The following is a 22981-nucleotide window of genomic DNA, read 5'->3' on the forward strand; positions in this document are numbered from 1 at the left end:
CTGACTACTTCACAACTCAAGAGGGGCTGATCGGTTTCGACTTGGGACGTTAGTTCCAGGGGAAGCGGGTCGAGGAGCCAGCGTCATCTCGTAAACGACCGCTGGAAACCAATAACTGCCAACGCTAAGCGCAGTAACTTCGCTCTCGCCGCCTGAGCGGTGATCGAAGGGTCAGACCGGGCATCTGTCTCCGTCCCGGATCCTGGCCTCATCTAGGAGACTTGCTGGTCACGAGCTGTCAGGAGACGTGACCGGGACTTTTTCCTGACTGGGCCTGTCGGCGACGCGTCAGCGCGAGCGCCGGGGCCGAGAAAACGCCAACGCTGACTGCACCCGGAGAAGACCTGGTTCGACGCTCGAGGACGCGGGTTCGATTCCCGCCAGCTCCACCATGCTCCCTCGGGGTAGGTACCGTTTGGCCGTGCTCAGGTGGCTGGCGACTCTTGTGGCGGTCGCCTGCGCCCTGGCCCTGGCCTCCTGCAGAGCAGCGGACTCCAGCACCGACGGTCGCGATGACACCGTCGTGCTGGGCTGGACACAGATCAAGCCCAGGCACGTGCAGCTGCCCCTCGGCGACCCGATCCCGACAACGGGAGCCACGCTCAGCACCACCGACGGGGTGGTACTGGTCAACATCTGGGCGAGCTACTGCGTGCCGTGCAAGAAGGAGCTTTCGTTGCTCCAGTCGGTCAGTGCGGCCGGCACCACCGTCGTCGGGATCTCACGCGATGCTCGCGCATCGTTCGCGGAGGACAGCCTGCAGACGGCGGGCGTGACCTACCCGAACTACCTGGACTCCGCAGCTGACCTGATGGTCGCCCTGGACGGGGCCATCCCGATGAACCAGGTGCCGTCGTCGGTCATCCTGGTCGACGGTGACGCCGTCGCCGTGCACGTCGGGCCGTTCGAGACGGCGGACGACATCGACACGGGCCTGCGACTGGCGCGGACCACATCGTGATGCTGCGCCGCCCGATCACTGTGGCTCCACTGCTGGTGGTGGTGCTCGTGCTGACGTCCGGTTGCGGTGGACCCAGCTCGTCAGCGGCATTCACCGGCACCCGGGTCGATCCGCCCTTCACGGCTTCGAGCACGCCGTTGACCGACGAGGACGGTCAGCCGTTCTCGTTGCACGATGACCTCGACACGCGCCTGACGCTCGTCTTCTTCGGCTACACCCACTGTCCGGACATCTGCCCGACGGTGCTGGCATCGGTGGCCTCCGCGTTGCAGCGCCTCGACCCTGATGAACGCGCCCAGGTGAAGCTGGAGTTCGTCACCTCGGATCCCGAACGTGACTCTCCTGCGGTGATGCGGCGCTACCTGGACCACTTCGACGAGTCGTTCGCGGGGCTGACCGGAAGCCTCACCGATATCGCGGAGGTCGCCAAGTCGTTGGGGGTCTTCGTCGACGTCGGCTCCGCCGACCCCGATGGCCGGGTCGATCCCAACTCCCACGGCACCTATGTCATCGGCCTGGACCGCGACGGTACGGCGCCGGTGTTCTGGGGTCAGGAGACCTCCCCGCACGAGTTCGCGACCGACTTCGCGACGCTGCTCGGGTGATCACCGATGCGACCAGAGATATCCCAGCATCACGATCCCGCTGCCCACGGCCACGGCCGAGGCCAGGGCAGCAATCAGACCGACGCCGTCGCCCGCGCTAGCGCCGATGGCCACGGCGATGCACAGCATGGCTGCGCTGCCGGCCAGCATGCGTCGCATGGGTGCGCTCATCGCCATCAGGCCACGCAGCCCTGAACGGCTGGTGTCGGGAAGTATCGCCACTTCAATCTCGGCTTGCTCTTAGGGCACGCGCCACCGCGGTTGCTCAGCCACTGGAGTACGGCCGCGACCAGCCCGGCTGCGGCGGCGCAGCCCAGCAGGGCAGTCACCCCGCAGATCACCGTCACGATCGCGGCGCCACCGCCGGCCAGGATGATCAGCTGCTCGCTGCGACTGAAGTAGAGGCACCGTTGCAGGAAGCCGCAGCCTCCCTCGGAGAGCTTCGGCACGAGGCGAGCCTGACAGCGTGCGACAGCCTCGCGGGAAGTCGCCGCGGCGCATGACGGCGCGACGGGATCGATCGATGCCCGCGGCGCCGGGGCGGGAGCGGTGCGCTGCTGACCTGCCTCGGCAGAAGCAGGACTGCTGCCTGCGAACATCAACGAGAGCGCGAGGCTCACGATGAGTGTCCCGAGCCAGACCCGTGATGCTGCTGGTCGTTGATGACGGTGCAAAGAACTCTCCTTGGGTGATAGGTGATGGGGCCTCACGAGGCATGCCCTCCCGCACGGGCGAGCAGCTCGGAAGGTGTGGTGCCGAGCCAGGCGGCGATGCGCTCGACCTCGACGAGGTCGAGCGCGATCTCACCGTCGAGGCGCTTGCGAACGGTGGGCTCGGTGACCCCGAGGACCTCGGCGAGCGCAGCGGGCGTCAAGCGTCGAGCAGCCATCTCGGCCCCGATGACGACCGCGACCCTCGTTGACCATGTCCCGGGATCCATGTTCATGGATGGACCATATATCCAGGAATGTGGACTAGTGCAAGTAGGTGCACCAGTCTCAGGCTGTGTACGCTCCACCCCTGTGAGAGCCGGCCCCCGCTCCGAGCAGACTCCGCTGAGCCTGGCGGTCGTCGACGTGCTCAACAGCCACCTCGCCAGCTCGCCCGTCCGGTCGGTGCACGGGCTCGCGAAGGCGATTCCCACCATCTCGCGAAGTCAGCTCTACCTGCTGCTGCGCGGCCAGGCCGTCATCGACCTGGCCGAGCTGTTCGCGATCTGCGAGGCGCTGCGGATCCGGCCGCGAGAGGTCATGGGGGAGGCGGAGGACCGCGTCGGTGACCTCGGCCTTGCCCTGGCGGCCTACGACGAGCCGCACCCCATCGAGGCCGAGCAGGGCCTTGCCGAGAACGCCTGACTCACGACCGCCTGTCGGCGGGGCGTGACACGCTCTGCCACCTGATGGCCAGCACCCGGGATCGTCTCGACGAGCTCTTCCAGCACTGCGCCGATCTGGGCGTCCAGGTCGAGTGGCGCGACCTCGGTGAGACGCGGCGAGGGGAGTTCCGGCGGCTCACCAACACGATCGTGCTCAACTCACGCCTCACCGGGACCCAGGCCCTGGCGTGCCTGGCCCACGAGCTCGGTCACGCCTTCCTCGGCCACAGCTGCTCGACTCCGGCCAACGAGCAGCGTGCCTGGGAGTACGCCGCGGCCCTGCTCATCACTCCCGCCGACTACTCCGCGGCCGAGGCACGCGTCGGACCCGAGACCGCAGCCCTGGCGATCGAGCTCGCGGTCACGCCGCGCCTCATCGAGGGCTGGCGCCGGTGGTGGCTCAAGCGCGGGGAGCCACCCGGGTCCGTCGCATGAGAGGTTCGAGGGGTCATGTCGAGGATCAACGCACGGCTCCGTCCCTTCACAGACAGCGCCAACCGGCGCCCCGACGAAAGTGAGATGACATGCCCAAGTACCTCCTCGGCACGACGTTCGAGCCCGGCGTCGACCCGACCCCCATGGAGGAGTGGACCGAGGCCGAGGTGACCGCTCACCTCGATTACTACGGCGTGCTGATGCGTCAGCTCGTCGCCAGCGGTGAGCTGGTCGAGTCGACCATCTTGGTGGGTCCCGACCGGGCCAAGCTCGTGCGCGGCGACGGCGCCGGTGCGCCCGTCGTGACCGACGGTCCCTTCCAGGAGTTCAAGGAGTGGCTGGCCGGCTTCCAGGTCGTCGAGGTCGCCGACGAGGCCCGCGCCCTCGAGATCGCCGCCCTGATCTCTGCCGTGCCGGGCAAGGGCGGCGTGCCGACCCAGCAGCCGATCCACGTCCGCCAGGTGATGGACGAGGGCCCCGGCGACGCGGCGGGGATGCTCGACTACCTCGACTCGGCTCGGGGCGTGTGAGCCAGGGCCATGACCTCGGTGAGCCAAGCCCGCTTCGAGGACCTGCTGCGCAGCCTGGCGCCGCAGGTCCTCGGCGTGCTCGGACGTCGCTACGACGACTTCGACGGCGCCGAGGACGCCGTCCAGGAAGCCTTGGTCGCGGCCTACCTCCACTGGCCGGCCGAGGGCATCCCAGCCAACCCTCGGGCCTGGCTGCTGCAGACCGCGTCGCGCAAGCTCATCGACTCCTACCGCAGTGAGTCCTCCCGTCGTGCGCGGCAACAGCGCGTAGCCCTGGAGGAGTCCGACGACCGTGAGGTCTCGGGCCACGACGACAGCCTTGCCTTGCTGTTCTTGGCCTGCCACGAGTCCTTGACGCCAGTCAGCGCCATTGCCCTCACCCTGCGCGCCGTCGGCGGCCTGACCACCGCCGAGATCGCGGCCGCCTTCTTGGTGACCGAGGCGACGATGGCCCAGCGCATCTCACGTGCCAAGCAGACGATCCGGCGGGCAGGTGCCCGCTTCGAGATCCCTGGCCCCGAGGAGCAGGCTGCCCGGCTCCCGACCGTGCTCCGGGTGCTCTACCTGATGTTCAACGAGGGCTACTCCGGCGCCGCGCGCGACGACGCCCAGCGCGCGGAGCTCTCGCGCGAGGCCATCCGTCTCGCGCGGCTGGTGCACGGCGCTGTCCCCACCCACGCCGAGGCCTCCGGCCTGCTGGCCCTGATGCTGCTGGTCGAGGCACGCCGACCGTCGCGCATCGACGACGAGGGTCGGTTCGTCTCGCTGGCCGACCAGGACCGCTCCCGATGGGACCGCGCCGCAGTGGCCGAGGGCACGACCCTGCTCGACGGCGTGGTCGGCACCGGGCCGGTCGGCGACTACCAGCTGCAAGCAGCCATCGCCGCACTGCACGACCGCGCCGAGACCGCCGCCCAGACCAACTGGCTGCACATCGCCGCCCTCTACGACCTGCTCGAGAAGGTGACCGGCAACCCGCTCGTCACCCTCAACCGGGCGGTCGCTGTCGGCATGGCTGAGGGACCGGCGGCTGGGCTCGAGGTCGTGGCCGAGGTCGAGGCCGGGCTCGCAGACCATCCGCGACTGCTCGCCGTACGCGCCCACCTGCGCGAGCTCGCCGGTGACCTGGCCGGCGCACGCGACGATCTCCGCACCGCGGCGCGCCTCACCTCCGACCTGCGCGAGCGAGACCACCTGTCGCGAGAGCTCGCTCGGCTCACCCACCCCGCTGGCTAGCGTGGCCACCGTGACCTGCCTGTTCTGCTCGATCGCCTCAGGTGAGACCGAGAGCGCACGAGTGCTCGAGGACGACGACTTCGTCGGGTTCCTCGACATCCGGCCGGTCTTCAAGGGCCACGTGCTCCTGGTCCCGCGCGAGCACGTGGTCACGCTGCCCGACCTGCCGGCTCCGCTACGAGATGGGTTCGTGGCCCACGCCCAGCGGCTGGCCACGGCGATGGTGAACGGGCTGGGCGCCCAGGGCTCGTTCGTGGCGATGAACAACGTGGTCAGCCAGTCCGTCGCCCATCTCCACCTTCACGTCGTCCCGCGCACCAAGGGCGATGGCTTGCGCGGGTTCTTCTGGCCCCGCACGAAGTACGTCGACGACGCCGAGTTGGCTGACTACGCCCACAGGGTGCGCGCAGCCCTGCCTTGATCTCAGCCGAGACCGAACCTCTCGTGGTGCACCTGGGCACGCGGCACTCCGAGCTCTCGCAGGGCATCCACCACGGCCTGTGTCATGGGTGGGGGACCACAGACGTAGACGTCGCGATCGACGACGTCGGGCACCATCGCCGCCAGGCTGGCCGCGTCGAAGCGGGGGATCGGTGGGTCGCCCTCGCCCGACGGTCCCGCCAGCAGCCGCAGGTCGGTCCCTCGCTCGGCCGACAGCTCGCGCAGCTCGCCGAGCAGGACGGCGTCGGCGGCACTGCTGACCCGATAGATGAGGATGACGTCGCCGGAGAGCTCCTCGAGGAGCGCGCGGAGCGGCGTGATGCCGATGCCGCCGGCGATCAGCAGCACCTTGCCCGTCACCTGCTGGAGTCGCGTGAACGCGCCGTACGGTCCCTCGATGAACACGCGCGTGCCGATCGGTAGCTGACGCAGTCCGGCACTGGTGGCTCCCACGGCCTTGGCAGTCAGGCGCAGACGCCGACCGTCGGGCGCAGCAGACAGCGAGAAGGGGTTCGCCTGCCACCACCCGAAGTGACCGGGGAACCGCCAGATGCCGAACTGGCCCGCCTGTCCCGGTAGCAGGTGGAGGTCACTGCCGGTCACGAACACCGAGACGACGTCGTCGGACTCCGGCCTCACCTCGGCGACACGGAAGCGGTGGCGCAGGTTGCGACGGACCGGCACAACCGCCCGGAAGTACAGCAGGGACCCGAGCACCAGGGTCCACATCGTCCACCAGTACGCCGCCGCGAGCGGCGCGTCGAACGACGTGCCCTCCAGTGCCTGGTGGACCAGCGCGAGCCCGATCGCGACGTACAGCAGCAGGTGCACGTAGCGGAAGACCTCGTAGGGCAACCGCGCCCGAGCCCACCTGGTGGAGACCAGCACCACGACGACGACGGTCGCGGCGGCGCACATGCCGAGAAGAGATGCGGTCACGCCCGCCAGGCTCCAGAACGTCGCAGGCACCGTCGCGTCATCGAGACGGGCGAAGCCCAGCAGCACGAACGTCGCGTGGCAGGCGATCATCCAGGCCAGGGCGATGCCCACCCAGCGGTGCCAGGCGGTGAGTCGGTCCATGCCCAGCCGGCGGTCCAGCCATGGCAGCCTGGCGACCAGGGCCACCTGCACCATCATCACGGCGGCCACGTGGAGCCCGAAGAACTCGGCGAGCGTGAGGAGGTCGTTGCGGCCGCTTCCTGCCGAGAAGAAGATGATCTCGACCAACACCAGATGTGCTGCCACTGCGACCACGAGGACGCGCTCTGCCATCAGCGCCGGTCGCATGGGCGCACTCTGCCAGGATCGCTCTGCCAATATCGACGGGTCATGCCTACGTCTCTCAGGTCCGGCCGGTCCTCGCGTCTGGTGCCACACGCCGGCCTCCTCCAGATCTGTGTCGCCGGCGTGCTCTGGGGCACCGGCGGTCTCGCCGTCCAGGTGATCCGCGACCACGCAGATCTGTCGGCCACCACCATCAGCGCCTACCGGACCACCATCGCCGCGATCGTCCTCGTCGTCGCGTGCGTGCTGACCCGCCAGCTGGCCGCCGTACGCCGTCTGCTCGCCGCCCGTCCGGGACCGACGGTCTTCGTCGGGCTGGCCACCGCTGCCTACCAGGCGCTCTACTTCGCCTCCGTCGTCTGGGTCGGCGTCACCGTGTCGACCGTCGTCAGCCTCGGGGTCGCACCACTCGCCCTCACGATCCGCGACGCCGTCCAGAGGCGCCGGGGGCCGGACCTGGTCGAGGCCCTCACGGTGTTCGCGGCACTCGCGGGGTTGGTCCTGGTCACCGGCACGGCCGGGCTGGGGGAGACCGGGCCGCACCCCGTGCTGGGCGTGCTGGCTGCGCTCGCCTCGGGATCGGCGTACGCCATCGCCACCGCGGTCGGCGAGCCGCTCGCCCGCTCCACCGCCCCGCTCGTGCTGACCACGGCAGCGACGTCCGTCGGGGCCTGCGGACTCGTGCCGGTGGCGCTGCTGACGGGTGGCCCGCTGACCACGTCCGACCCGGTGGCGTTGCTGACCTTGCTCTACCTCGGCGCCCTCACCTTCGCTCTCGCCTACGCGCTGCTGTACGCCGGTCTGCGCACGACGAGCAGCAGCGCGGCCGTGGTGGCCACGTTGTGCGAGCCGGTGACCGCTGCGGTCGCCGCTGCGGCCTTCTTGGGGGAGCGGCTGACGGCGCTGGGCGTGCTCGGCATCGTCCTGGTCGTGGCCGCGATCGCAGGCACCGCCCGCGAGAGGCACCCTGTGGGTGCTGGGCCCGTGGCCGACCCGGACCCTGGCCGTCCTAGAGTGGCGGGCTGAGACGGGGGCCAGCGAACGGAAGGCAGGACGAGATGGGCCGGTTCGACGGACGGGTCGCGGTGGTCACCGGAGCAGCCCGTGGCATCGGCTTCGCGACCGCGCAGCGCTTCGCCGAGGAGGGCGCCAAGGTCGCCGTCCTCGACCTCGACGAGACCGCGGCGCGAGACGCCGCCGGCCGGCTCGGCGAAGGGCACCTGGGCCTGTCGTGCGATGTCGGCAACACCGAGTCCGCCGACTCCGCGGTCGCGCGCGTCGTCGAGGAGCTCGGCGGCCTGCACGTGCTGGTCAACAACGCCGGTGTGACGCGCGACAACCTGCTGTTCAAGATGACTGACGACGACTGGGACACCGTCATGAACGTCCACCTGCGAGGTGCGTTCTTGATGAGCCGGGCCGCGCAGCGGGTCTTCGTCGGGCAGAAGCTCGGCAAGATCGTCAACCTGTCCAGCGTCAGCGCTCTCGGCAACCGCGGCCAGGCCAACTACGCGGCGGCCAAGATGGGCATCCAGGGCTTCACCCGCACGCTCGCCATCGAGCTCGGCCCCTACGGCGTCAACGTCAACGCGGTCGCCCCCGGCTTCATCGCGACCGACATGACCGACGCCACCGCAGCTCGGGTCGGCATGAGCGTGGAGGACTTCCGCCAAGCGGCCGCCGACCGCAATCCGGTGCGTCGGGTCGGCTTCCCGGAGGACATCGCTGCCGTCGCGGCGTTCTTGTGCAGCGACGAGGCGTCGTACGTCACCGGACAGGTGCTGTACGTCGACGGCGGCGCCACGCTCGTCTGAGCCCTGTTCCTCCGCGGCCCGTCAGAGCCCTCGACGGTGCTCGACGCGCCGAGGCGGCGCTCCTGCGCGGTTCCGTTTTGAAAGACAACCACAATGGAGCAGATTCGCAGATCTGCCCCTGATCGGAGTACCCCCTGTGCGTCCTCTCCACCTCCGCAGAGTCCCGCGCCCCCTTGCCCTGCTCGTGGTGGCGACCCTCACCGCCGCGAGCCTGACTTCGTGCGGTGGCGGCGGCGACAAGTCCGACGCTCCGCAGGCCGATCCCAGCGAGGCGTTCACGCCTGCCGAGCAGGAAGAAGAGGTCGTCCCTGACACCTGGCCGCTGACCGGCATCCAGGTGGCCGACGGTGAGACCGCCGCCAAGAAGCACCCGATCCTGGTCACCAAGATCGACAACACGGTGTCCGCCTCGCCCCAGGCCGGGCTGGGCGAGGCCGACCTGGTGGTGGAGGAGCTCGTCGAGGGCGGACTGACCCGCCTGGCGGTGTTCTTCTACTCCCAGATCCCCGACAACGCCGGACCCGTGCGGTCGATGCGCGCCAGCGACATCGGCATCGTGCCGAGCGAGCACGCGACGGTCGTGACCAGCGGCGCCGCGGATGTCACGATCCGGCGGATCAGCGACGCCGGCATCCCGTTCATCCAGGAGGGCGGTCCGGGGATGTACCGCGACAGCTCCCGGAATGCTCCCTACAACCTGATGGTGCACCTCAACGACACCGCCAAGTCCTTCAAGCAGAAGGCTGTGCGTCCGGCCGACTACCTCCCGTGGGGCGACGGCAGCGACCTGCCGAAGGGCAAGAAGGCCACGACGCTCGCGGCGTCCTTCTCCGGTGGTCACTCGACCCAGTGGGAGTTCGACGGCGACCACTACGTCAACACCAACTCCAACGCCGCTCCCGACGACCAGTTCCCCGCCGACACCGTGCTCGCGCTGCAGGTCCAGGTCGGAGACGCCGGCTACCTCGACCCGGCCGGCAACAAGGTGCCCGAGACCAAGTTCGAAGGACAGGGTCAGGCCTGGCTGTTCCACAACGGCCGCGTCATCCGGGCCACGTGGCACAAGGACTCCCTGACCTCGACGCTCAGCCTCGACTTCAAGGGCCAGACCTTGACGCTTCCGGCCGGCCACACCTGGATCGAGCTGGTCCCGGCCGGGCCGCGCAACGTCACCTGGCAGAAGTAGCCGGCCGGTCTTCTGCCACCTCCTCCCGGCGGACCCATGAGGCAGACTTGGCCGCATGGCTGATCTGCGGGCGGGGCAGCTCCTGGTGGCGACCCCGGTCCTGCTCGACCCGAACTTCGCAGAGACGGTCGTCCTGCTCCTCGACGCCGACGAGAACGGCGCCCTCGGCGTGGTGCTCAACCGGCCCTCGACCGTGCCGGTCGCCGAGGTGCTCGAGGCGTGGGCCGACGTGGTCGCCGAGCCCGAGGTGCTCTTCGAGGGAGGCCCGGTGTCGACCGAGGGTGCCCTGGCCGTCGGACGCCTGCGCTCGGTCGACGACGCACCGGTCGGGTTCCGAGAGGTGGCTGACGACCTGGGCGTGATCGACCTCGACACCCCGGTCGAGCTGGTCGACGGCAGCCTGGAGGGCCTGCGGATCTACGCCGGGTACGCCGGCTGGGGCTCGGGTCAGCTCGAGAGCGAGGTGGAGGAGGGCAGCTGGTACGTCGTCCCCTCGATCCCGCCCGACTGCTTCCGCGGCGACACCGACGGCCTGTGGCGCGACGTGCTCCGCCGCCAGCCGGGCGAGCTCGCCTGGCACTCCACCCGTCCTGTCGACCCCGACCTCAACTGAGGACGTCATACGAAGTGGTCGCTATGGCGACCACTTCGTATGACGTCCTGGGTGGCGATGCGGCGAGAGTCCCGGCTGCGGACGTAGGGTGAACCGGTGACCACGATCGGCTTCTCGACCTCCACGTCCGTCGAGGAGGACCGCCGTACCGTCCCCACCGACGAGGGCGACCACGAGCGCTTCTCCCACTACGTCGAGAAGGACAAGCTCACCGAGGCCATGGTCATGGGCACCCCCGTGGTGGCCCTGTGCGGCAAGGTCTGGGTGCCCAGCCGGGCACCGGAGAAGTTCCCGGTCTGCCCCGACTGCAAGGAGATCTGGGAGTCCCTCAACGACGACGGGCCCGGCAGCCCGGGTGGGGGTGGCTCCACAGAGTGACCTCGCTCGGACCCGCCTGGCCCGAGCGAGCAGCGTGGGGGACCGCGACGTCCCTGCGTGCCTGGCAGACGGCCGCCATGGCCGACTACTTCGCCCGGTCTCCCAAGGACTACCTCGCTGTCGCCACGCCCGGCGCCGGGAAGACGACCTTCGCGCTCTCGGTCGCCGCCGAGCTGCTCGGTCGACGCATCGTCGACCGCATCACGATCGTCGCTCCCACCGAGCACCTCAAGCGCCAGTGGGCCGAGGCGGCCGCGCGTGCGGGCATCCCCGTCGACCCGACGTACGCCGCCGGCAAGGGCAAGACCTCCAAGGACTACGTCGGCATCGCGGTGACCTACGCCGGGGTGGCGGTCAACCCACTGGCGATGCGGATCCGCACCGACAACTTCAAGACCCTGGTCATTCTCGACGAGGTGCACCATGCGGGCGACGCCCTGTCGTGGGGTGAGGGCGTCCGTGAGGCGTTCCAGCCGGCGACCCGGCGGCTGGGCCTGACCGGCACGCCGTTTCGATCTGATGTCAACCCGATCCCTTTCGTGACCTACGACCCCGGGGACGACGGCGTACCCAGGTCGCGAGCCGACTTCACCTACGGCTACGAGCACGCCCTGGCCGACCACGTCGTACGACCGGTGCTGTTCATGGCGTACTCCGGCGAGATGCAGTGGCGCACGCGCGCCGGCGACGAGATCGCGGCCCGGCTCGGCGAACCGCTGACCAACGACCTCAACGCGCAGGCACTGCGCACCGCGCTCGACCCGGCGGGTGCCTGGATGCCCGCCGTCTTGGCGGCGGCCGACAAGCGGCTCTCAGAGGTACGCCGGCACGTGCCCGACGCGGGCGGCCTGGTGATCGCCACCGACCAGGACTCTGCCCGCGCCTACGCGGCCCTGCTCAAGAAGATCGCGCGGGAGGCCCCCGTCGTGGTGCTCTCGGACGAGAAGCTCGCGTCATCGAAGATCTCGAAGTTCGCCGACTCCGATGCCCGGTGGATGGTCGCGGTCCGGATGGTCTCCGAGGGCGTCGACGTCCCCCGCCTCGCGGTCGGCGTCTATGCGACCACGACCTCGACGCCACTGTTCTTCGCCCAGGCGGTCGGACGCTTCGTCCGCGCGCGCAACCGTGGGGAGACCGCGTCGGTCTTCTTGCCCTCGGTGCCCACTCTGCTGGGCTTCGCGGCCGAGCTGGAGCGCCAGCGCGACCACGTGCTGGGCCGGCGCATCGAGTCCGACGAGGACCTGATGGACGCCGAGGCCGCGCTGCTCGCGCGCGCGGAGGCGGGCGAGGGTGCCTCCGACGACCTGGCAGACGGTCGGGGCTCCTTCGAGGCGCTGGGGTCACAGGCACGCTTCGACCAGGTGCTCTTCGACGGCGCGACGTTCGGGCACGAGGGGGAGGTGCACGTCGGCTCCGAGGAGGAGATGGACTTCCTCGGCATCCCGGGACTGCTCGAGCCCGACCAGGTACGCGCCCTGCTGCACCAGCGCCAGGCCTCCCGGCGTCCGGTCGCGGCCGACGAGGGTGGCGCGGAGCAGGTGACGGCCTACGAGCAGCTCGCCGTGCTCCGCCGTGAGCTCAACGGCCTGGTCGCCGCATGGCACCACCGCACCGGCCAGCCCCACGGCGTCACCCACGCCGAGCTGCGCAAGGAGTGCGGCGGCCCGGCCGCCGCGGTCGCCACCGCGGCCCAGCTACGTGATCGCATCGACCGCCTGCGCGAGATGGCTGCTCGCCGCACGTCCTGAGCGCGAGTCGCCATCTCGCTCAGGCGGGAGTGAGGATCGCACCAGCGGGAGCATGCGGAACGGGATCTGGGTGGCGAGGGCGATGACGGTCGTCGACCGCTCGATGCCCTCATGGCCGAGCACCTGGTCGATGACGCGCTGGAGGTCGGCGTTGGAGCGAGCGACGACGCGAGCCCACATGTCGCCGACGCCGGTGATGGTGAACGCCTCGAGTACTTCGGGGATCGCCGCCAGGTGAGCCGCCACGGTCTCGTGGCCCGCGCCCTGGCGGATCTCGAGGGTCAAGAACGCCGTGACGGGGTAGCCGAGCGCCTCGGGGGACAGGTCGGGTCCCCAGCCCGTGACGACGCCGGAGGTCGCGAGCTTGTCGAGGCGGGCCTGCACGGTTCCCCGAGCGACGCCGAGGCGACGGGAGGCCTCGAGCACGCCGATGCGCGGCTCGGAGGCGAACACGTCGATCACCTTGACATCGAGAGCGTCCATGATGACCTCCGTCAGTAGACAAGTTGCCTAGAGTTTCGTCGTACTGTTGCACACTCTGCACTGTGCAGGGGAGGGTGGGCGGCATGACAACGACCCACGAGACGCCCAGCACGGGAGGCGCCCTCACCGAGGACGAGCTCAAGGCCGACTTGACCGTCGACCAGCTCAAGCAGCTGGTCGGCCTGGTCGAGTACGACGAGGACGGCGATGTCTTCCCGGTCACCGGCTGGGACGCCATCGTGTTCTGCGTCGGCAACGCCACCCAGGCCGCCCACTACTACCAGTCGGCGTGGGGCATGCGGCTCGAGGCCTACAGCGGTCCGGAGCACGGCAACCGCGACCACAAGTCGTTCGTGCTGCGCTCGGGCTCGATCCGATTCGTCCTCAACGGCGCCGTCGACCCCGACAGCCCGCTGGTCGAGCATCACCGCAAGCACGGCGACGGCGTCACCGACATCGCCCTCGAGGTGCCTGACGTCGACCGCTGCATCGCCCAGGCCCGCAAGGCCGGAGCGCGCGTCGTGCGCGAGGCAGAGGACGTCACCGACGAGCACGGCACCGTGCGGATCGCCGCCATCGCGACCTACGGCGAGACCATCCACACCCTGGTCGACCGCAGCCGGTACGACGGCCCCTACCTGCCCGGGTACGTCGCGGTCAGCTCCACCTACGAGGCCAGGCCCGGTCAGCCCAAGCGGCTCTTCCAGGCGCTCGACCACATCGTCGGCAACGTCGAGCTCGGTCACATGGACGAGTGGGTCGGCTTCTACAACCGGGTGATGGGCTTCGTGAACATGGCGGAGTTCATCGGGGACGACATCGCCACTGACTACTCCGCGCTGATGAGCAAGGTCGTCGCCAACGGCAACCATCGCGTGAAGTTCCCGCTCAACGAGCCGGCGATCGCGAAGCGGAAGTCGCAGATCGACGAGTACCTCGAGTTCTACCGAGGCGCCGGCGCCCAGCACCTCGCCGTCGCGACCAACGACATCCTCGCCTCGGTCGACGCGCTGCGCGCCAATGGCGTGGAGTTCCTCAACACCCCCGACTCCTACTACGAGGACCCCGAGCTGAGGGCCCGCATCGGCAACGTGCGCGTGCCGATCGAGGAGCTGCAGAAGCGCGGGATCCTGGTGGACCGCGACGAGGACGGCTACCTCCTGCAGATCTTCACCAAGCCGCTGGGCGACCGCCCCACCGTGTTCTTCGAGCTGATCGAGCGGCACGGCTCGCTCGGTTTCGGCAAGGGCAACTTCAAGGCCCTGTTCGAGGCGATCGAGCGTGAGCAGGACCTCCGCGGCAACCTGTGAGCCTCCGCCGGTGCCGCCGGGCAAGATGTGACGGTGCCCACGTACGTCGCCTTCCTGCGCGCCATCAACCTCGGCCCGACCCGCAAGTTCTCGAAGGCCAAGATCGTGGAGGCCGTCGAAGACTGCGGCTTCACCGACGTCGAGACCTACATCAACACCGGCAACGTGCGCTTCGACTCGTCACTGCGCTCCCGGGCCAAGGTCGAGGACGCGTTGGAGAAGGCGTTCCGCAAGCACGCGGGGTTCGAGGTGCCGACGATCGTGATGACCCCCAGCGAGCTCAAGCAGATCGCCGCCGACGCGGACGAGGTGGCCAAGCGGCATCACGGCACCGGTGCTCACTACGTCTCGCTGCTCAAGGAGACGCCGAGGGCGGATGATGTGAAGAGGCTCCACGAGCTCGACCACGGAGAGGACCTGGCCGCGGTCCGCGGTCGCGGCGCCCATCTGCTGGTCGTCACGCCGTCAGCAAGGAGCAAGCTCAACAACGCCACCGTCGAGAAGCTGCTGGGAGTGGCGACCAACCGCAACCTCAACGTCGTCCGGACACTCGCGGACAAGTGGGGCAAATAGCCGCCGCACGAGCCGTGGCAGGGCACACTGCCCTTCTGCGGTCGAGTTCGAGGGGATGAGAGCAGTGACACCTGAGGTCTTCCAGGCGGCGCTGGAGCGCGGCGACGTGCAGACGGCCGGCCAGATGCTCGCCGACGACGTCGTGTTCCGCAGCCCGGCGGTGTTCGAGCCCTACCAGGGCAAGCGCGCCACGATGGTGCTGCTCACGGCTGTCTCCCGGGTCTTCCAGGACTTCCGCTACCAGCGCACCTTCATCGAGGAGAGCGGGCGCGGCATGGTGATGCTCTTCGAGGCCAAGGTCGGGAACCGCCAGGTCGAGGGCGTCGACATCCTCCGGCTCGACGAGCACGGTCTGGTCGACGACTTCCGCGTCATGGTGCGCCCACACTCGGCCCTGGAGGCCTTGATGAGCGCGATGGTGCCGATGATCGAGCTGGTCCTCGCCGACGAGGGCAACAGCGACAGCGTCAGCTGACTGCCGTCGGTAACCTCACTCGACGGTGACGCCGGCCGTTCGCATCTGCTCCAGCGCCGCGGCCGTCGTCTCGGGGGCGACGCCGGCGCACAGGTCGAGCAGGACCGACGTGGTGAAGCCCTCTGCGACCGCATCGATCGCGGAGGCGCGCACGCAGTGGTCGGTCGCGATGCCGCAGATGTCGACCTCCTCGATCTCGTGGGCACGCAGCCACTCGCCCAGGCCGGTCCCGCCGGTCGTGCGTCCCTCGAACGCCGAGTAGGCCGCCTGGTGCTCGCCCTTGAGGAAGATCGCGTCGAAGGGCTGCGGATCGAGGTTGGGGTGGAACGCCTCGCCGTCGCTGCCGACCTTGCAGTGCACCGGCCAGCTGTCGACGTAGTCGGGCTCGTGGGCCCAGTGCTCGCCCGGGTCGAGGTGATGGTCCTTGGAGGCCACCACCACGTCGTACGCCGGGGAGTCGGGCGTCTTGTCCAGCCAGCGCTGCAGGAGCCTTGCGATGTCATGGGCCACCTCGGCGCCGCCGGCGACCGGCAGCGAGCCGCCTTCGCAGAAGTCGTTCTGCACGTCGACGACCAGCAGGGCCCGTTTCATGGGCCGAGGGTATCTACTGGCCTATCGACCGAGCATCCACGCGATCACCTGGGGCAGCAGGTCGTCCCACAGCTGCCAGACGTGCTCGCCCGGACGGAAGTCACTCGTGACGTCGGCACCCTTGGACAGGAGGTCAGCGGCGAAGCGGCGGTTCCCCTCGACCAGGGCGGGCGCGTCCTCGGTGCCCGTCGAGACGTGGATCCGGGGGAGCGACGCGGCATCGGCCCGGTCGAGGAGCTTGAAGAGGTCGGCGTCGTCGGGGATGGAGGCGCCGAAGATCCGGTGGAACATCTCGACCCGGTCGGGCCGCGACGAGAGCTCGTCGAGGTCGAGGGCTCCGGAGAGGGTGGCCGCCGCCGCGAAGCGGTCGGGATGGGTCAGGGCCAGCTTCATGGCGCCGTACCCGCCCATGCTCAGCCCGGCGACGTAGGTCTGGGCAGGGTCCTGCGAGACACGGAAGAAGTTGCCCACGATCTGTGGCAGCTCCTCGGCGACGTAGTCCCAGTAGCGCCCGCCGTTGCGCTCGTTGGCGTAGAAGCTGCGGTTGACGGCCGGCATCACGACGGCCAGGCCAGCGGCGGCGGCATACCGCTCCAGGGACGTGTAGCGCACCCACGCGGTGTGGTCGTCGGACAGCCCGTGCAGCAGGTAGAGCACGGGGAAGTCGGTGCGGGGGATCGCCTCTTCACCGGGGGAGCCCTCGACCCCGATCTGCTCCTCCGTGGGCTGCGGGAGCACGACGGTCATCGAGCAGCCGACCTCGAGGACCTCGGAGAAGAAGTCGCAGGTGATCAGAGCCATGTCACTCAGCCTCGCACGGGGCCTTCCACGTTGCCGACGTGGACCGTCGGGATGACAGGCTCTCCCTTCGACATCTGCTGGACCGACCAGGGCAGCTCGGCGCGCACGGCGGCGTGCCGGGAGCGGGCCTCGGCCAGCGGCTCGCGTCCGACGACCGCGCCGTCGCGCACCAGCTCCACGAGCAGGGAGCGGTCGTTGCCGTCGTTGTCCGGCGGGGTCCCGACGCCGACGACCTCGGCCTCGGCGACACCGTGCGCGTCGAGGCGGCGCATCGCGAACTTGCGGCCCCCGATCGAGATCTTGTCGACGCTCTTCTTGGCCACCGAGACCATCTGCCCCCCGTCGTCCTCGCGGGCCACGAGCTTGTAGACGAACCCGCACGTGGGGTGCCCGCTGCCGGTGACCAGCTGGGTGCCGACGCCGAAGCCGTCGACGGGGGCTGCGGCGAGGGCCGCGATGGCGTACTCGTCGAGGTCGCTGGTCACCAGGATCCGGGTCTTGGTGGCGCCGAGGTCGTCGAGCTGCTTGCGCACGCGGTGAGCGAGCACGCCGAGGTCTCCCGAGTCGAGCCGGACCGCGCCGAGACCAGGGCCGGCGATCTCGACAGCCGCCTGCACGGCCTCCCGGACGTCGTAGGTGTCGACGAGCAGCGTGGTGCCGCTGCCCAGCGAGGTCACCTGGGCGCGGAAGGCATCAGCCTCGGTGTCGTGCAGCAGCGTGAAGCTGTGAGCGCTGGTGCCCGCGCTCGGCACGCCGTACCTCTGTCGAGCAGCGAGGTTGGAGGTGCTGGCGAAGCCAGCGAGGTACGCCGCCCGCGCGCTCGCCACGGCTGCTTCCTCGTGCGTGCGGCGCGAGCCCATCTCGATGCACGGGCGATCCCCGGCGGCCATCGTCATCCGTGAGGCCGCCGAGGCGATCGCGGAGTCGTGGTTGTAGATCGAGAGCAGCAGGGTCTCGAGGACGACCGCCTCGGCGAAGGTGCCCTCCACGATGACGAGTGGCGAGTAGGGGAAGTAGGCCTCGCCCTCGGGGTAGCCCCACACGTCACCGGAGAAGCGGTAGGACGCGAGGAAGTCCCGCGTCTGGTCGTTGACCACGCCGTCGAGCAGGGCGATCGCCGCATCGTCGAAGCGGAACTGCTCGATGGCGTCGAGAGCCCGGCCGACCCCTGCCACCACGCCGTACCGACGTCCCTCGGGCAGCCGGCGGGGGAACAGCTCGAAGACCGAGCGGCGGTGGGCGGTCCCGCTGCCCAGCGCTGCCTGGACCATGGTCAGCTCGTAGTGGTCGGTGAGCAGCGCCGTGGACGTCACGGTACGAGGGTAGGACCGCTGGTGTGCCAACATGGAGAACGTGTCGGCAGCAAGTCCGGTCGAGGTCGACCCCACCGTCTCCCCCGAGAGCGACGACATCACGCTGCTGGCCACTCCGTGGGTGACGATCGTGTGGAACGACCCGGTGAACCTGATGTCCTACGTCACCTACGTGTTCACCACGTACTTCGGCTACGAGAAGAAGAAGGCCGAGAAGCTGATGCTCGAGGTTCACAACGACGGCAAGTCGGTGGTCAGCCACGGGTCTCGCGAGGAGATGGAGCGCGACGTCCAGGCGATGCACGAGTACGGCCTGTGGGCGACCATGGAGAGGCAGTGATGTCAGGGTTCGCCCGTCATCGCAAGAGCCGCCTGGTCATCGCCAACTTCTCCGGGTTCGAGGCCGACCTGCTGCGCTCGCTGGCCTCGCAGCTCGTCGAGCTGCTCCGTAACGAGCGGGCGATGCCCCAACAGACCAGCGACCCCCTCGAGGCGCTGCTCGACTTCTCCGGGCCGACCGAGGTGCCCGACGACCCGGTGCTCGCCAGGCTCTTCCCGTCGGCATACACCGACGACGACGAGGCTGCCGGCGACTTCAGGAGGTTCACCGAGGCCACCTTGCGCGACGGCAAGGCCGAGGCCGCGATCGCGATCATCGACGGGCTCGAGGACGCGGGGCTGCCGCCGGAGCTGACCGAGGAGGGCCTGGTCATCGACGTCGAGCTCGACGAGGCGACCGCCGAGACCTGGATGCGTTCCTTCACCGACATCCGGCTGGCGCTCGCCACCCGGCTCGAGGTCCAGGAGGGCGACGAGGGCTACTGGGCCTCGCTGCCCGACGAGGATCCGCGTGGGCAGGCCCACGACATCTACCTCTGGGTGGGCTACTTGCAGGAGACCCTGGTCGACGCGCTGTCGACGTAGGGTGACGCGGTGGACGTGGCTCGCGGTCCGGAGAGCAGGCCGCGAGGTTCGTGTCCTGACACCGCCCGTAGGCTGAGCGGGCCATGCTCACCATCGACCAGACGACCTACGACGCGATCATCGCCCACGCCAAGAAGGACCACCCCGACGAGGCCTGCGGCATCGTCGCCGGACCCGAGGGCAGCGACCGGCCCGAGCGGTTGGTCGAGATGGTCAACGCAGCCGGCAGCCCGACCTTCTACGAGTTCGACTCGACCGAGCTGCTCGCGCTCTATAAGGACATGTGGGCGCGAGACGAGGAACCGGTCGTCGTCTACCACTCCCACACCGCGACCGAGGCCTACCCGAGCCGCACCGACATCGGGCTGGCCAGCGAGCCACAAGCCCACTACGTGCTCGTCAGCACCCGTGAGCACGGGAATAACGAGGGTCCTGTCGAGTTCAGGTCGTTCAGGATCGTCGACGGCCAGGTGTCCGAGGAGGACGTCGTCGTGGTCCCCCAGCTCGCGTGACACCTTCCCCCTGACAAGGAGTTCATCCATGGCCGTCGAGGTCCGGATCCCCACCATCTTGCGCACCTACACCGGTGAGCAGAAGGCCGTCACCGCCGACGGCGCCACCCTGGCGGCCGTCATCGACGACCTCGAGGCCCACCACCCCGGCATCAAGGACCGGCTGACCGAGGCCGGGCCCGACAACCAGGTCGGTCTGCGCAGGTTCGTCAACGTCTACCTCAACGACGAGGACGTGCGCTTCCTCGGCGGCCTCGCCGCCGAGGTCACTGACGGCGACCAGGTCGTGGTCCTCCCTGCGGTCGCCGGAGGCTGAGCATGCCCGGCGGGCGCCGTACCTTCGTCGTCATCGACGGCGAGAACATCGACGCCACCCTCGGCACCTCGATCCTCCAGCGCCGGCCCAACCCCGAGGAGCGGCCGCGTTGGGACCGGGTCACCGAGTTCGCCGCCGACCTGTGGGACCAGCCCGTCACCGGGCTCTTCTTCATCAACGCCTCTCAGGGCTACCTGCCGCTCCCGTTCGTGCAGGCCCTGCTGGCGCTCGACTACCGCGTCATCCCGCTGTCCGGCGATCCGGGGCAGAAGGTCGTCGACGTCGGCATCCAGCGCACGCTCGAGGCCCTGGCCGGGCACGACGACGCGGACGTGCTGCTCCTCAGCCACGACGCCGACTTCGCCGACCACATGGCCCGGCTCCAGGTCGGGGATCGTCGGCTCGGCCTGATCGCCTTCCCGGAGTTCACCAGCGGGCAGTTCACCGAGCTCGGCATCCGGATCCACGACCTCGAGACCGAGGTCGGCGCCTTCAACACCACCCTGCCCCGCGTGCGGATCATCCCGCTCGACGAGTTCGACCCCGAGAGCTTCCTGCGATGACGCGCTACGACGACCTCCTCGCGTCGGTCGGCAACACCCCGCTGGTCGGGCTGCCGACGCTCTCGCCGAGCCCCGACGTGCGCCTGTGGGCCAAGCTCGAGGACCGCAACCCGACCGGCTCGATCAAGGACCGCGCCGCGCTGGCGATGGTCATCGATGCCGAGAGGCAGGGGCTGCTGCGACCCGGTTGCACGATCCTCGAGCCGACCTCGGGCAACACCGGCATCTCGCTGGCGATGGCCGCCAAGCTGCGCGGCTACCGCCTGGTGTGCGTGATGCCCGAGAACACCTCCGAGGAGCGGCGCCAGCTGCTGCGCATGTGGGGCGCCGAGATCATCTCCTCACCTGCCGCGGGAGGATCCAACGAGGCCGTGCGACAGGCCAAGGACATCTCCGTGGCCCATCCCGACTGGGTGATGCTCTACCAGTACGGCAACCAGGCCAACGCCCGCGCCCACTACGAGGGCACCGGCCCCGAGATCCTCGCCGACCTGCCGTCGGTGACCCACTTCGTCGGCGGGCTCGGCACGACGGGGACGCTGATGGGCGTCGGCCGGTTCTTCCGTGAACATCAGCCCTCGGTGCGCATCGTCGCCGCCGAGCCCCGCTACGGCGAGCTGGTCTACGGCCTGCGCAACCTCGAGGAGGGGTTCGTGCCCGAGCTCTACGACGAGACGCTCATCGACGCACGGTTCTCGGTCGGCCCGCGTGACGCCGTACGCCGGGTGCGCGAGCTGCTGGAGGTCGAGGGCATCTTCGCCGGCGTCTCGACCGGCGCGATCCTCCACGCCGCGCTCGCCCAGGCCGCCAAGGCGGTCAAGGCCCGGGAGCGGGCCGACATCGCGTTCGTCGTCTGCGACGGCGGCTGGAAGTACCTCTCCACCGGTGCCTACGAGGGCACCATCGACGAGGCCGAGGAAGCCCTGGAGGGCCAGCTCTGGGCGTAGTGATGGGCTCGCTCCGCGCGGCCGGACCTTAGGGTTGCGGGGTGTTGTTGCGATGGATGTTCTCGGCCATGGTCCTCGCCGTCCTTCTCGTGCCCGTGCCGGCCGAGGCCCGCGAGCCGCTGGTCAGCCTGACGCCGCCGTCGGTGAGCGGCGACCCGGTGTACGGCGAGGCGGTGCAGGTCGACCCGGGCACCTGGAGCGCCGAGCCGGTCGGCTACACCTACCAGTGGCTGCGAGCCGGCGTCGCGATCGACGGGGCGACGAGCCAGAGCTACGTGCCGACGCTCGCTGACATCGACCATCCCCTGTCGGTGCAGGTCACGGCAACCGACGCGGCGTCCGACACCGGCACGGCAACGACCGCTGAGACCGCGCCGACACGGCGAGCCGAGCTGCGGCTCCTGCACGGCGTACGCATCTCGGGCGTCCTGCGCTGGGGCCACACCCTCAAGGTCTCCCGGGGCACCTGGAACGAGGAGCCGACGCGCTACCGCTACCAGTGGTACCGCGGCCAGGTCGCGATCCCCGGCGCGACGAGCCAGACCTACCGGACCGCCGTCGCCGACGTGGGACGGCGGCTCAAGGCCCGGGTCTATGTCAAGAAGCGCGGGTACGAGCTGGCCTGGGCCACCGACGTCGCCGACCACCGCATCGGCTACCGGGTGCCGGTGCGCCGTACCGTCACCTACCGGATCGAGACCCGCGGCCACATCACCGCCAGCGTCGCGACCTTTGCGCGCCTCGCGGCGCAGACGTACGCCGACCCGCGCGGTTGGCGCAATGCGGGCGTCGCCTTCAAGCGCGTCAAGGGCCCCTCGGACTTCTCGCTGGTGCTGGCCGAGGCGAGCACCCTGCCGGGCTTCTCCAGCGTGTGCAGCGTCGAGTGGAGCTGTCGCGCAGGTCGGTACGTGGTGATCAACCAGACCAGGTGGCTGCACGCCTCCACCTCCTGGAACGCCGCGAGCAAGAGCCTGCGCGACTACCGGAACATGGTGGTCAACCACGAGACCGGGCACTGGCTCGGCCACGGCCACCTCGGCTGCCCCGGGCCCGGGAAGCTCGCCCCGGTGATGATGCAGCAGTCCAAGGGCCTCGACGGCTGCCGCCACAACCCGTGGCCACTGGGCAGCGAGCTCTGGTTCAGGTGAGGTTCCTGCCTGCTTGAGCACGTTGCGGCTGGTTGAGTCGTGAGCGCAGCCCTGCCGCTGGTTGAGGTGCGAGCGGAAGCCCCGTCGCTGGTTGAGGCGTGAGCGCAAGCCCTGCCGCTGGTTGAGGTGTGAGCGGCAGCCCTGTCGCTGGTTGAGGAGGTTGCGCTAGCAACCTCACTCGTTACCAGGCCGGGCGTGCCGGTAGCCCGCCCGTGGTGGTTCTTGGGCGGGTACGGCGGTCGAGGGGTCAGGCTGGTGGTCTCAGGCTGCTGGTGGTGGGTGTCGGCGTGGGTGGCGGCGGCGTTGTTTGTCGGTGGACACATCGGTGGTGCCGGTGTGGTCGCGTAGGTAGTGGTAGCCGTGGGGGCTGGTCCATAGGTAGCTGCCGGGGGTGAGGATCAGGTATCGCCAGTGGCCGT

At 69.6% G+C, this 22981-nt stretch carries 31 protein-coding genes and 1 other RNA gene; 24 read left to right on the plus strand and 8 right to left on the minus strand.

Annotation, left to right across the window (positions count from 1 at the left end; translation table 11 throughout):
* The first annotated feature begins 22 nt into the window (after nt 1-22).
* From ssrA to ISU10_RS10155, 3 genes are all read left to right on the plus strand, one after another.
* Nucleotides 23-392: a transfer-messenger RNA gene (ssrA, locus tag ISU10_RS10145) on the plus strand.
* A gap of 29 nt (nt 393-421) precedes the next feature.
* Nucleotides 422-961 (plus strand): TlpA family protein disulfide reductase, encoded by a 540-nt coding sequence (locus ISU10_RS10150; protein ID WP_194696278.1) that lies wholly within the window; start codon nt 422-424, stop codon nt 959-961.
* Nucleotides 961-1566: an SCO family protein gene (locus ISU10_RS10155; RefSeq protein WP_194696316.1), complete on the plus strand. Its 606-nt coding sequence runs from the start codon at nt 961-963 to the stop codon at nt 1564-1566. The genes ISU10_RS10150 and ISU10_RS10155 overlap by 1 nt, the downstream gene beginning before the upstream one ends.
* Here the strand turns inward: ISU10_RS10155 and ISU10_RS10160 are convergent, their stop codons facing one another.
* The 3 genes from ISU10_RS10160 to ISU10_RS10170 all read right to left on the minus strand — a co-directional run bounded on the left by ISU10_RS10160 (nt 1567) and on the right by ISU10_RS10170 (nt 2512).
* Nucleotides 1567-1737 (minus strand): hypothetical protein, encoded by a 171-nt coding sequence (locus ISU10_RS10160; protein ID WP_194696279.1) that lies wholly within the window; start codon nt 1735-1737, stop codon nt 1567-1569.
* Nucleotides 1738-1742: 5 nt separating this feature from the next.
* Nucleotides 1743-2015 carry a hypothetical protein gene (locus ISU10_RS10165; protein WP_194696280.1) on the minus strand — a complete coding sequence of 91 codons (273 nt, stop codon included), beginning with the start codon at nt 2013-2015 and terminating at the stop codon, nt 1743-1745.
* Nucleotides 2016-2272: 257 nt separating this feature from the next.
* Complete coding sequence (locus ISU10_RS10170; RefSeq protein WP_194696281.1) at nt 2273-2512, minus strand: helix-turn-helix domain-containing protein; 240 nt, start codon at nt 2510-2512, stop codon at nt 2273-2275.
* Between the two features lie 76 nt (nt 2513-2588).
* Between ISU10_RS10170 and ISU10_RS10175 the strand changes: the two genes are divergently transcribed.
* The 5 genes from ISU10_RS10175 (at nt 2589) to ISU10_RS10195 (ending at nt 5563) form a co-directional block, all read left to right on the plus strand.
* Entirely contained in the window at nt 2589-2921 is a 333-nt protein-coding gene (locus ISU10_RS10175; protein WP_194696282.1) for a helix-turn-helix domain-containing protein, read from the plus strand.
* A gap of 44 nt (nt 2922-2965) precedes the next feature.
* Nucleotides 2966-3376, plus strand: coding sequence for an ImmA/IrrE family metallo-endopeptidase (locus tag ISU10_RS10180; RefSeq protein ID WP_194696283.1), 411 nt, complete (start codon nt 2966-2968; stop codon nt 3374-3376).
* A gap of 89 nt (nt 3377-3465) precedes the next feature.
* On the plus strand, nt 3466-3906 hold the full coding sequence (locus tag ISU10_RS10185) for a YciI family protein (RefSeq protein ID WP_194696284.1): 441 nt from the start codon (nt 3466-3468) through the stop codon (nt 3904-3906).
* Between the two features lie 9 nt (nt 3907-3915).
* A complete protein-coding gene (locus ISU10_RS10190; RefSeq protein ID WP_194696285.1) occupies nt 3916-5142 on the plus strand; it encodes an RNA polymerase sigma factor in 1227 nt (408 codons plus the stop codon).
* Nucleotides 5143-5152: 10 nt separating this feature from the next.
* Nucleotides 5153-5563 carry an HIT family protein gene (locus ISU10_RS10195; RefSeq protein ID WP_194696286.1) on the plus strand — a complete coding sequence of 137 codons (411 nt, stop codon included), beginning with the start codon at nt 5153-5155 and terminating at the stop codon, nt 5561-5563.
* A gap of 2 nt (nt 5564-5565) precedes the next feature.
* On the opposite strand, the gene ISU10_RS10200 is transcribed toward ISU10_RS10195, so the two are convergent.
* Entirely contained in the window at nt 5566-6870 is a 1305-nt protein-coding gene (locus tag ISU10_RS10200; RefSeq protein ID WP_194696287.1) for a ferredoxin reductase family protein, read from the minus strand.
* 42 nt (nt 6871-6912) lie between these two features.
* Between ISU10_RS10200 and ISU10_RS10205 the strand changes: the two genes are divergently transcribed.
* From ISU10_RS10205 to ISU10_RS10230, 6 genes are all read left to right on the plus strand, one after another.
* A complete protein-coding gene (locus tag ISU10_RS10205; RefSeq protein WP_194696288.1) occupies nt 6913-7893 on the plus strand; it encodes a DMT family transporter in 981 nt (326 codons plus the stop codon).
* 32 nt (nt 7894-7925) lie between these two features.
* Nucleotides 7926-8681 (plus strand): 3-oxoacyl-ACP reductase FabG, encoded by a 756-nt coding sequence (gene fabG, locus ISU10_RS10210; protein WP_194696289.1) that lies wholly within the window; start codon nt 7926-7928, stop codon nt 8679-8681.
* Between the two features lie 187 nt (nt 8682-8868).
* Nucleotides 8869-9867, plus strand: a complete 999-nt coding sequence (locus ISU10_RS10215; RefSeq protein ID WP_194696290.1) for a DUF3048 domain-containing protein — start codon at nt 8869-8871, stop codon at nt 9865-9867.
* Between the two features lie 55 nt (nt 9868-9922).
* Nucleotides 9923-10480 carry a YqgE/AlgH family protein gene (locus ISU10_RS10220; protein WP_194696291.1) on the plus strand — a complete coding sequence of 186 codons (558 nt, stop codon included), beginning with the start codon at nt 9923-9925 and terminating at the stop codon, nt 10478-10480.
* A 96-nt stretch (nt 10481-10576) separates the two neighbouring features.
* Entirely contained in the window at nt 10577-10858 is a 282-nt protein-coding gene (locus ISU10_RS10225; protein WP_194696292.1) for a DUF3039 domain-containing protein, read from the plus strand.
* Entirely contained in the window at nt 10855-12606 is a 1752-nt protein-coding gene (locus ISU10_RS10230; RefSeq protein WP_194696293.1) for a DEAD/DEAH box helicase, read from the plus strand. Before ISU10_RS10225 ends, ISU10_RS10230 begins: the two co-directional genes overlap by 4 nt.
* Here the strand turns inward: ISU10_RS10230 and ISU10_RS10235 are convergent.
* Nucleotides 12553-13089, minus strand: a complete 537-nt coding sequence (locus tag ISU10_RS10235; RefSeq protein ID WP_194696294.1) for an Lrp/AsnC family transcriptional regulator — start codon at nt 13087-13089, stop codon at nt 12553-12555. The two genes, ISU10_RS10230 and ISU10_RS10235, sit on opposite strands and share 54 nt — an antisense overlap.
* A gap of 83 nt (nt 13090-13172) precedes the next feature.
* Here ISU10_RS10235 and hppD point away from each other — a divergent pair, with 83 nt between their 5' ends.
* From hppD to ISU10_RS10250, 3 genes are all read left to right on the plus strand, one after another.
* Entirely contained in the window at nt 13173-14399 is a 1227-nt protein-coding gene (gene hppD, locus ISU10_RS10240) for a 4-hydroxyphenylpyruvate dioxygenase (RefSeq protein WP_194696295.1), read from the plus strand.
* A 33-nt stretch (nt 14400-14432) separates the two neighbouring features.
* On the plus strand, nt 14433-14972 hold the full coding sequence (locus tag ISU10_RS10245; RefSeq protein ID WP_194696296.1) for a DUF1697 domain-containing protein: 540 nt from the start codon (nt 14433-14435) through the stop codon (nt 14970-14972).
* Between the two features lie 64 nt (nt 14973-15036).
* A complete protein-coding gene (locus ISU10_RS10250; RefSeq protein ID WP_370865095.1) occupies nt 15037-15447 on the plus strand; it encodes a nuclear transport factor 2 family protein in 411 nt (136 codons plus the stop codon).
* A 15-nt stretch (nt 15448-15462) separates the two neighbouring features.
* Here the strand turns inward: ISU10_RS10250 and ISU10_RS10255 are convergent, their stop codons facing one another.
* Genes ISU10_RS10255 through ISU10_RS10265 form a run of 3 tightly spaced genes read right to left on the minus strand, consistent with a single transcriptional unit; the run spans nt 15463 to nt 18185 of the window.
* Complete coding sequence (locus tag ISU10_RS10255; RefSeq protein WP_194696298.1) at nt 15463-16038, minus strand: isochorismatase family protein; 576 nt, start codon at nt 16036-16038, stop codon at nt 15463-15465.
* A 21-nt stretch (nt 16039-16059) separates the two neighbouring features.
* Complete coding sequence (locus ISU10_RS10260; RefSeq protein WP_194696299.1) at nt 16060-16839, minus strand: alpha/beta hydrolase; 780 nt, start codon at nt 16837-16839, stop codon at nt 16060-16062.
* A gap of 5 nt (nt 16840-16844) precedes the next feature.
* The gene (locus ISU10_RS10265) at nt 16845-18185 is read right to left on the minus strand and encodes a nicotinate phosphoribosyltransferase (protein ID WP_194696300.1); all 1341 of its coding nucleotides are present in this window, start codon (nt 18183-18185) and stop codon (nt 16845-16847) included.
* Between ISU10_RS10265 and clpS the strand changes: the two genes are divergently transcribed.
* From clpS to ISU10_RS10300, 7 genes are all read left to right on the plus strand, one after another.
* Complete coding sequence (clpS, locus tag ISU10_RS10270; protein ID WP_194696301.1) at nt 18184-18492, plus strand: ATP-dependent Clp protease adapter ClpS; 309 nt, start codon at nt 18184-18186, stop codon at nt 18490-18492. The two genes, ISU10_RS10265 and clpS, sit on opposite strands and share 2 nt — an antisense overlap.
* The gene (locus ISU10_RS10275) at nt 18492-19076 is read left to right on the plus strand and encodes a DUF2017 domain-containing protein (protein WP_194696302.1); all 585 of its coding nucleotides are present in this window, start codon (nt 18492-18494) and stop codon (nt 19074-19076) included. The genes clpS and ISU10_RS10275 overlap by 1 nt, the downstream gene beginning before the upstream one ends.
* A gap of 83 nt (nt 19077-19159) precedes the next feature.
* A complete protein-coding gene (locus ISU10_RS10280) occupies nt 19160-19588 on the plus strand; it encodes a M67 family metallopeptidase (RefSeq protein WP_194696303.1) in 429 nt (142 codons plus the stop codon).
* Between the two features lie 28 nt (nt 19589-19616).
* Entirely contained in the window at nt 19617-19904 is a 288-nt protein-coding gene (locus ISU10_RS10285) for a MoaD/ThiS family protein (protein ID WP_194696304.1), read from the plus strand.
* 2 nt (nt 19905-19906) lie between these two features.
* Nucleotides 19907-20467 (plus strand): NYN domain-containing protein, encoded by a 561-nt coding sequence (locus ISU10_RS10290; protein ID WP_194696305.1) that lies wholly within the window; start codon nt 19907-19909, stop codon nt 20465-20467.
* On the plus strand, nt 20464-21414 hold the full coding sequence (locus tag ISU10_RS10295) for a PLP-dependent cysteine synthase family protein (RefSeq protein WP_194696306.1): 951 nt from the start codon (nt 20464-20466) through the stop codon (nt 21412-21414). Before ISU10_RS10290 ends, ISU10_RS10295 begins: the two co-directional genes overlap by 4 nt.
* 41 nt (nt 21415-21455) lie before the next feature.
* On the plus strand, nt 21456-22562 hold the full coding sequence (locus ISU10_RS10300) for a DUF3152 domain-containing protein (protein ID WP_194696307.1): 1107 nt from the start codon (nt 21456-21458) through the stop codon (nt 22560-22562).
* Nucleotides 22563-22981 lie beyond the last annotated feature (419 nt).

The sequence above is a fragment of the Nocardioides agariphilus genome (genome assembly GCF_015352445.1).
Lineage (GTDB): Bacteria > Actinomycetota > Actinomycetes > Propionibacteriales > Nocardioidaceae > Nocardioides > Nocardioides agariphilus.

Bases quoted from the DNA above. Each gene is read 5' to 3' on its own strand.
- ISU10_RS10155 (WP_194696316.1), top strand. From the start codon at position 961: ATGCTGCGCCGCCCGATCACTGTGGCTCCACTGCTGGTGGTGGTGCTC.
- ISU10_RS10160 (WP_194696279.1), bottom strand. From the start codon at position 1,737: ATGAGCGCACCCATGCGACGCATGCTGGCCGGCAGCGCAGCCATGCTG.
- ISU10_RS10170 (WP_194696281.1), bottom strand. From the start codon at position 2,512: ATGAACATGGATCCCGGGACATGGTCAACGAGGGTCGCGGTCGTCATC.
- ISU10_RS10180 (WP_194696283.1), top strand. From the start codon at position 2,966: ATGGCCAGCACCCGGGATCGTCTCGACGAGCTCTTCCAGCACTGCGCC.
- ISU10_RS10185 (WP_194696284.1), top strand. From the start codon at position 3,466: ATGCCCAAGTACCTCCTCGGCACGACGTTCGAGCCCGGCGTCGACCCG.
- ISU10_RS10190 (WP_194696285.1), top strand. From the start codon at position 3,916: ATGACCTCGGTGAGCCAAGCCCGCTTCGAGGACCTGCTGCGCAGCCTG.
- ISU10_RS10200 (WP_194696287.1), bottom strand. From the start codon at position 6,870: ATGCGACCGGCGCTGATGGCAGAGCGCGTCCTCGTGGTCGCAGTGGCA.
- ISU10_RS10205 (WP_194696288.1), top strand. From the start codon at position 6,913: ATGCCTACGTCTCTCAGGTCCGGCCGGTCCTCGCGTCTGGTGCCACAC.
- fabG (WP_194696289.1), top strand. From the start codon at position 7,926: ATGGGCCGGTTCGACGGACGGGTCGCGGTGGTCACCGGAGCAGCCCGT.
- ISU10_RS10220 (WP_194696291.1), top strand. From the start codon at position 9,923: ATGGCTGATCTGCGGGCGGGGCAGCTCCTGGTGGCGACCCCGGTCCTG.
- ISU10_RS10235 (WP_194696294.1), bottom strand. From the start codon at position 13,089: ATGGACGCTCTCGATGTCAAGGTGATCGACGTGTTCGCCTCCGAGCCG.
- hppD (WP_194696295.1), top strand. From the start codon at position 13,173: ATGACAACGACCCACGAGACGCCCAGCACGGGAGGCGCCCTCACCGAG.
- ISU10_RS10255 (WP_194696298.1), bottom strand. From the start codon at position 16,038: ATGAAACGGGCCCTGCTGGTCGTCGACGTGCAGAACGACTTCTGCGAA.
- ISU10_RS10260 (WP_194696299.1), bottom strand. From the start codon at position 16,839: ATGGCTCTGATCACCTGCGACTTCTTCTCCGAGGTCCTCGAGGTCGGC.
- clpS (WP_194696301.1), top strand. From the start codon at position 18,184: ATGGAGAACGTGTCGGCAGCAAGTCCGGTCGAGGTCGACCCCACCGTC.
- ISU10_RS10265 (WP_194696300.1), bottom strand. From the start codon at position 18,185: ATGTTGGCACACCAGCGGTCCTACCCTCGTACCGTGACGTCCACGGCG.
- ISU10_RS10275 (WP_194696302.1), top strand. From the start codon at position 18,492: ATGTCAGGGTTCGCCCGTCATCGCAAGAGCCGCCTGGTCATCGCCAAC.
- ISU10_RS10280 (WP_194696303.1), top strand. From the start codon at position 19,160: ATGCTCACCATCGACCAGACGACCTACGACGCGATCATCGCCCACGCC.
- ISU10_RS10285 (WP_194696304.1), top strand. From the start codon at position 19,617: ATGGCCGTCGAGGTCCGGATCCCCACCATCTTGCGCACCTACACCGGT.
- ISU10_RS10290 (WP_194696305.1), top strand. From the start codon at position 19,907: ATGCCCGGCGGGCGCCGTACCTTCGTCGTCATCGACGGCGAGAACATC.
- ISU10_RS10295 (WP_194696306.1), top strand. From the start codon at position 20,464: ATGACGCGCTACGACGACCTCCTCGCGTCGGTCGGCAACACCCCGCTG.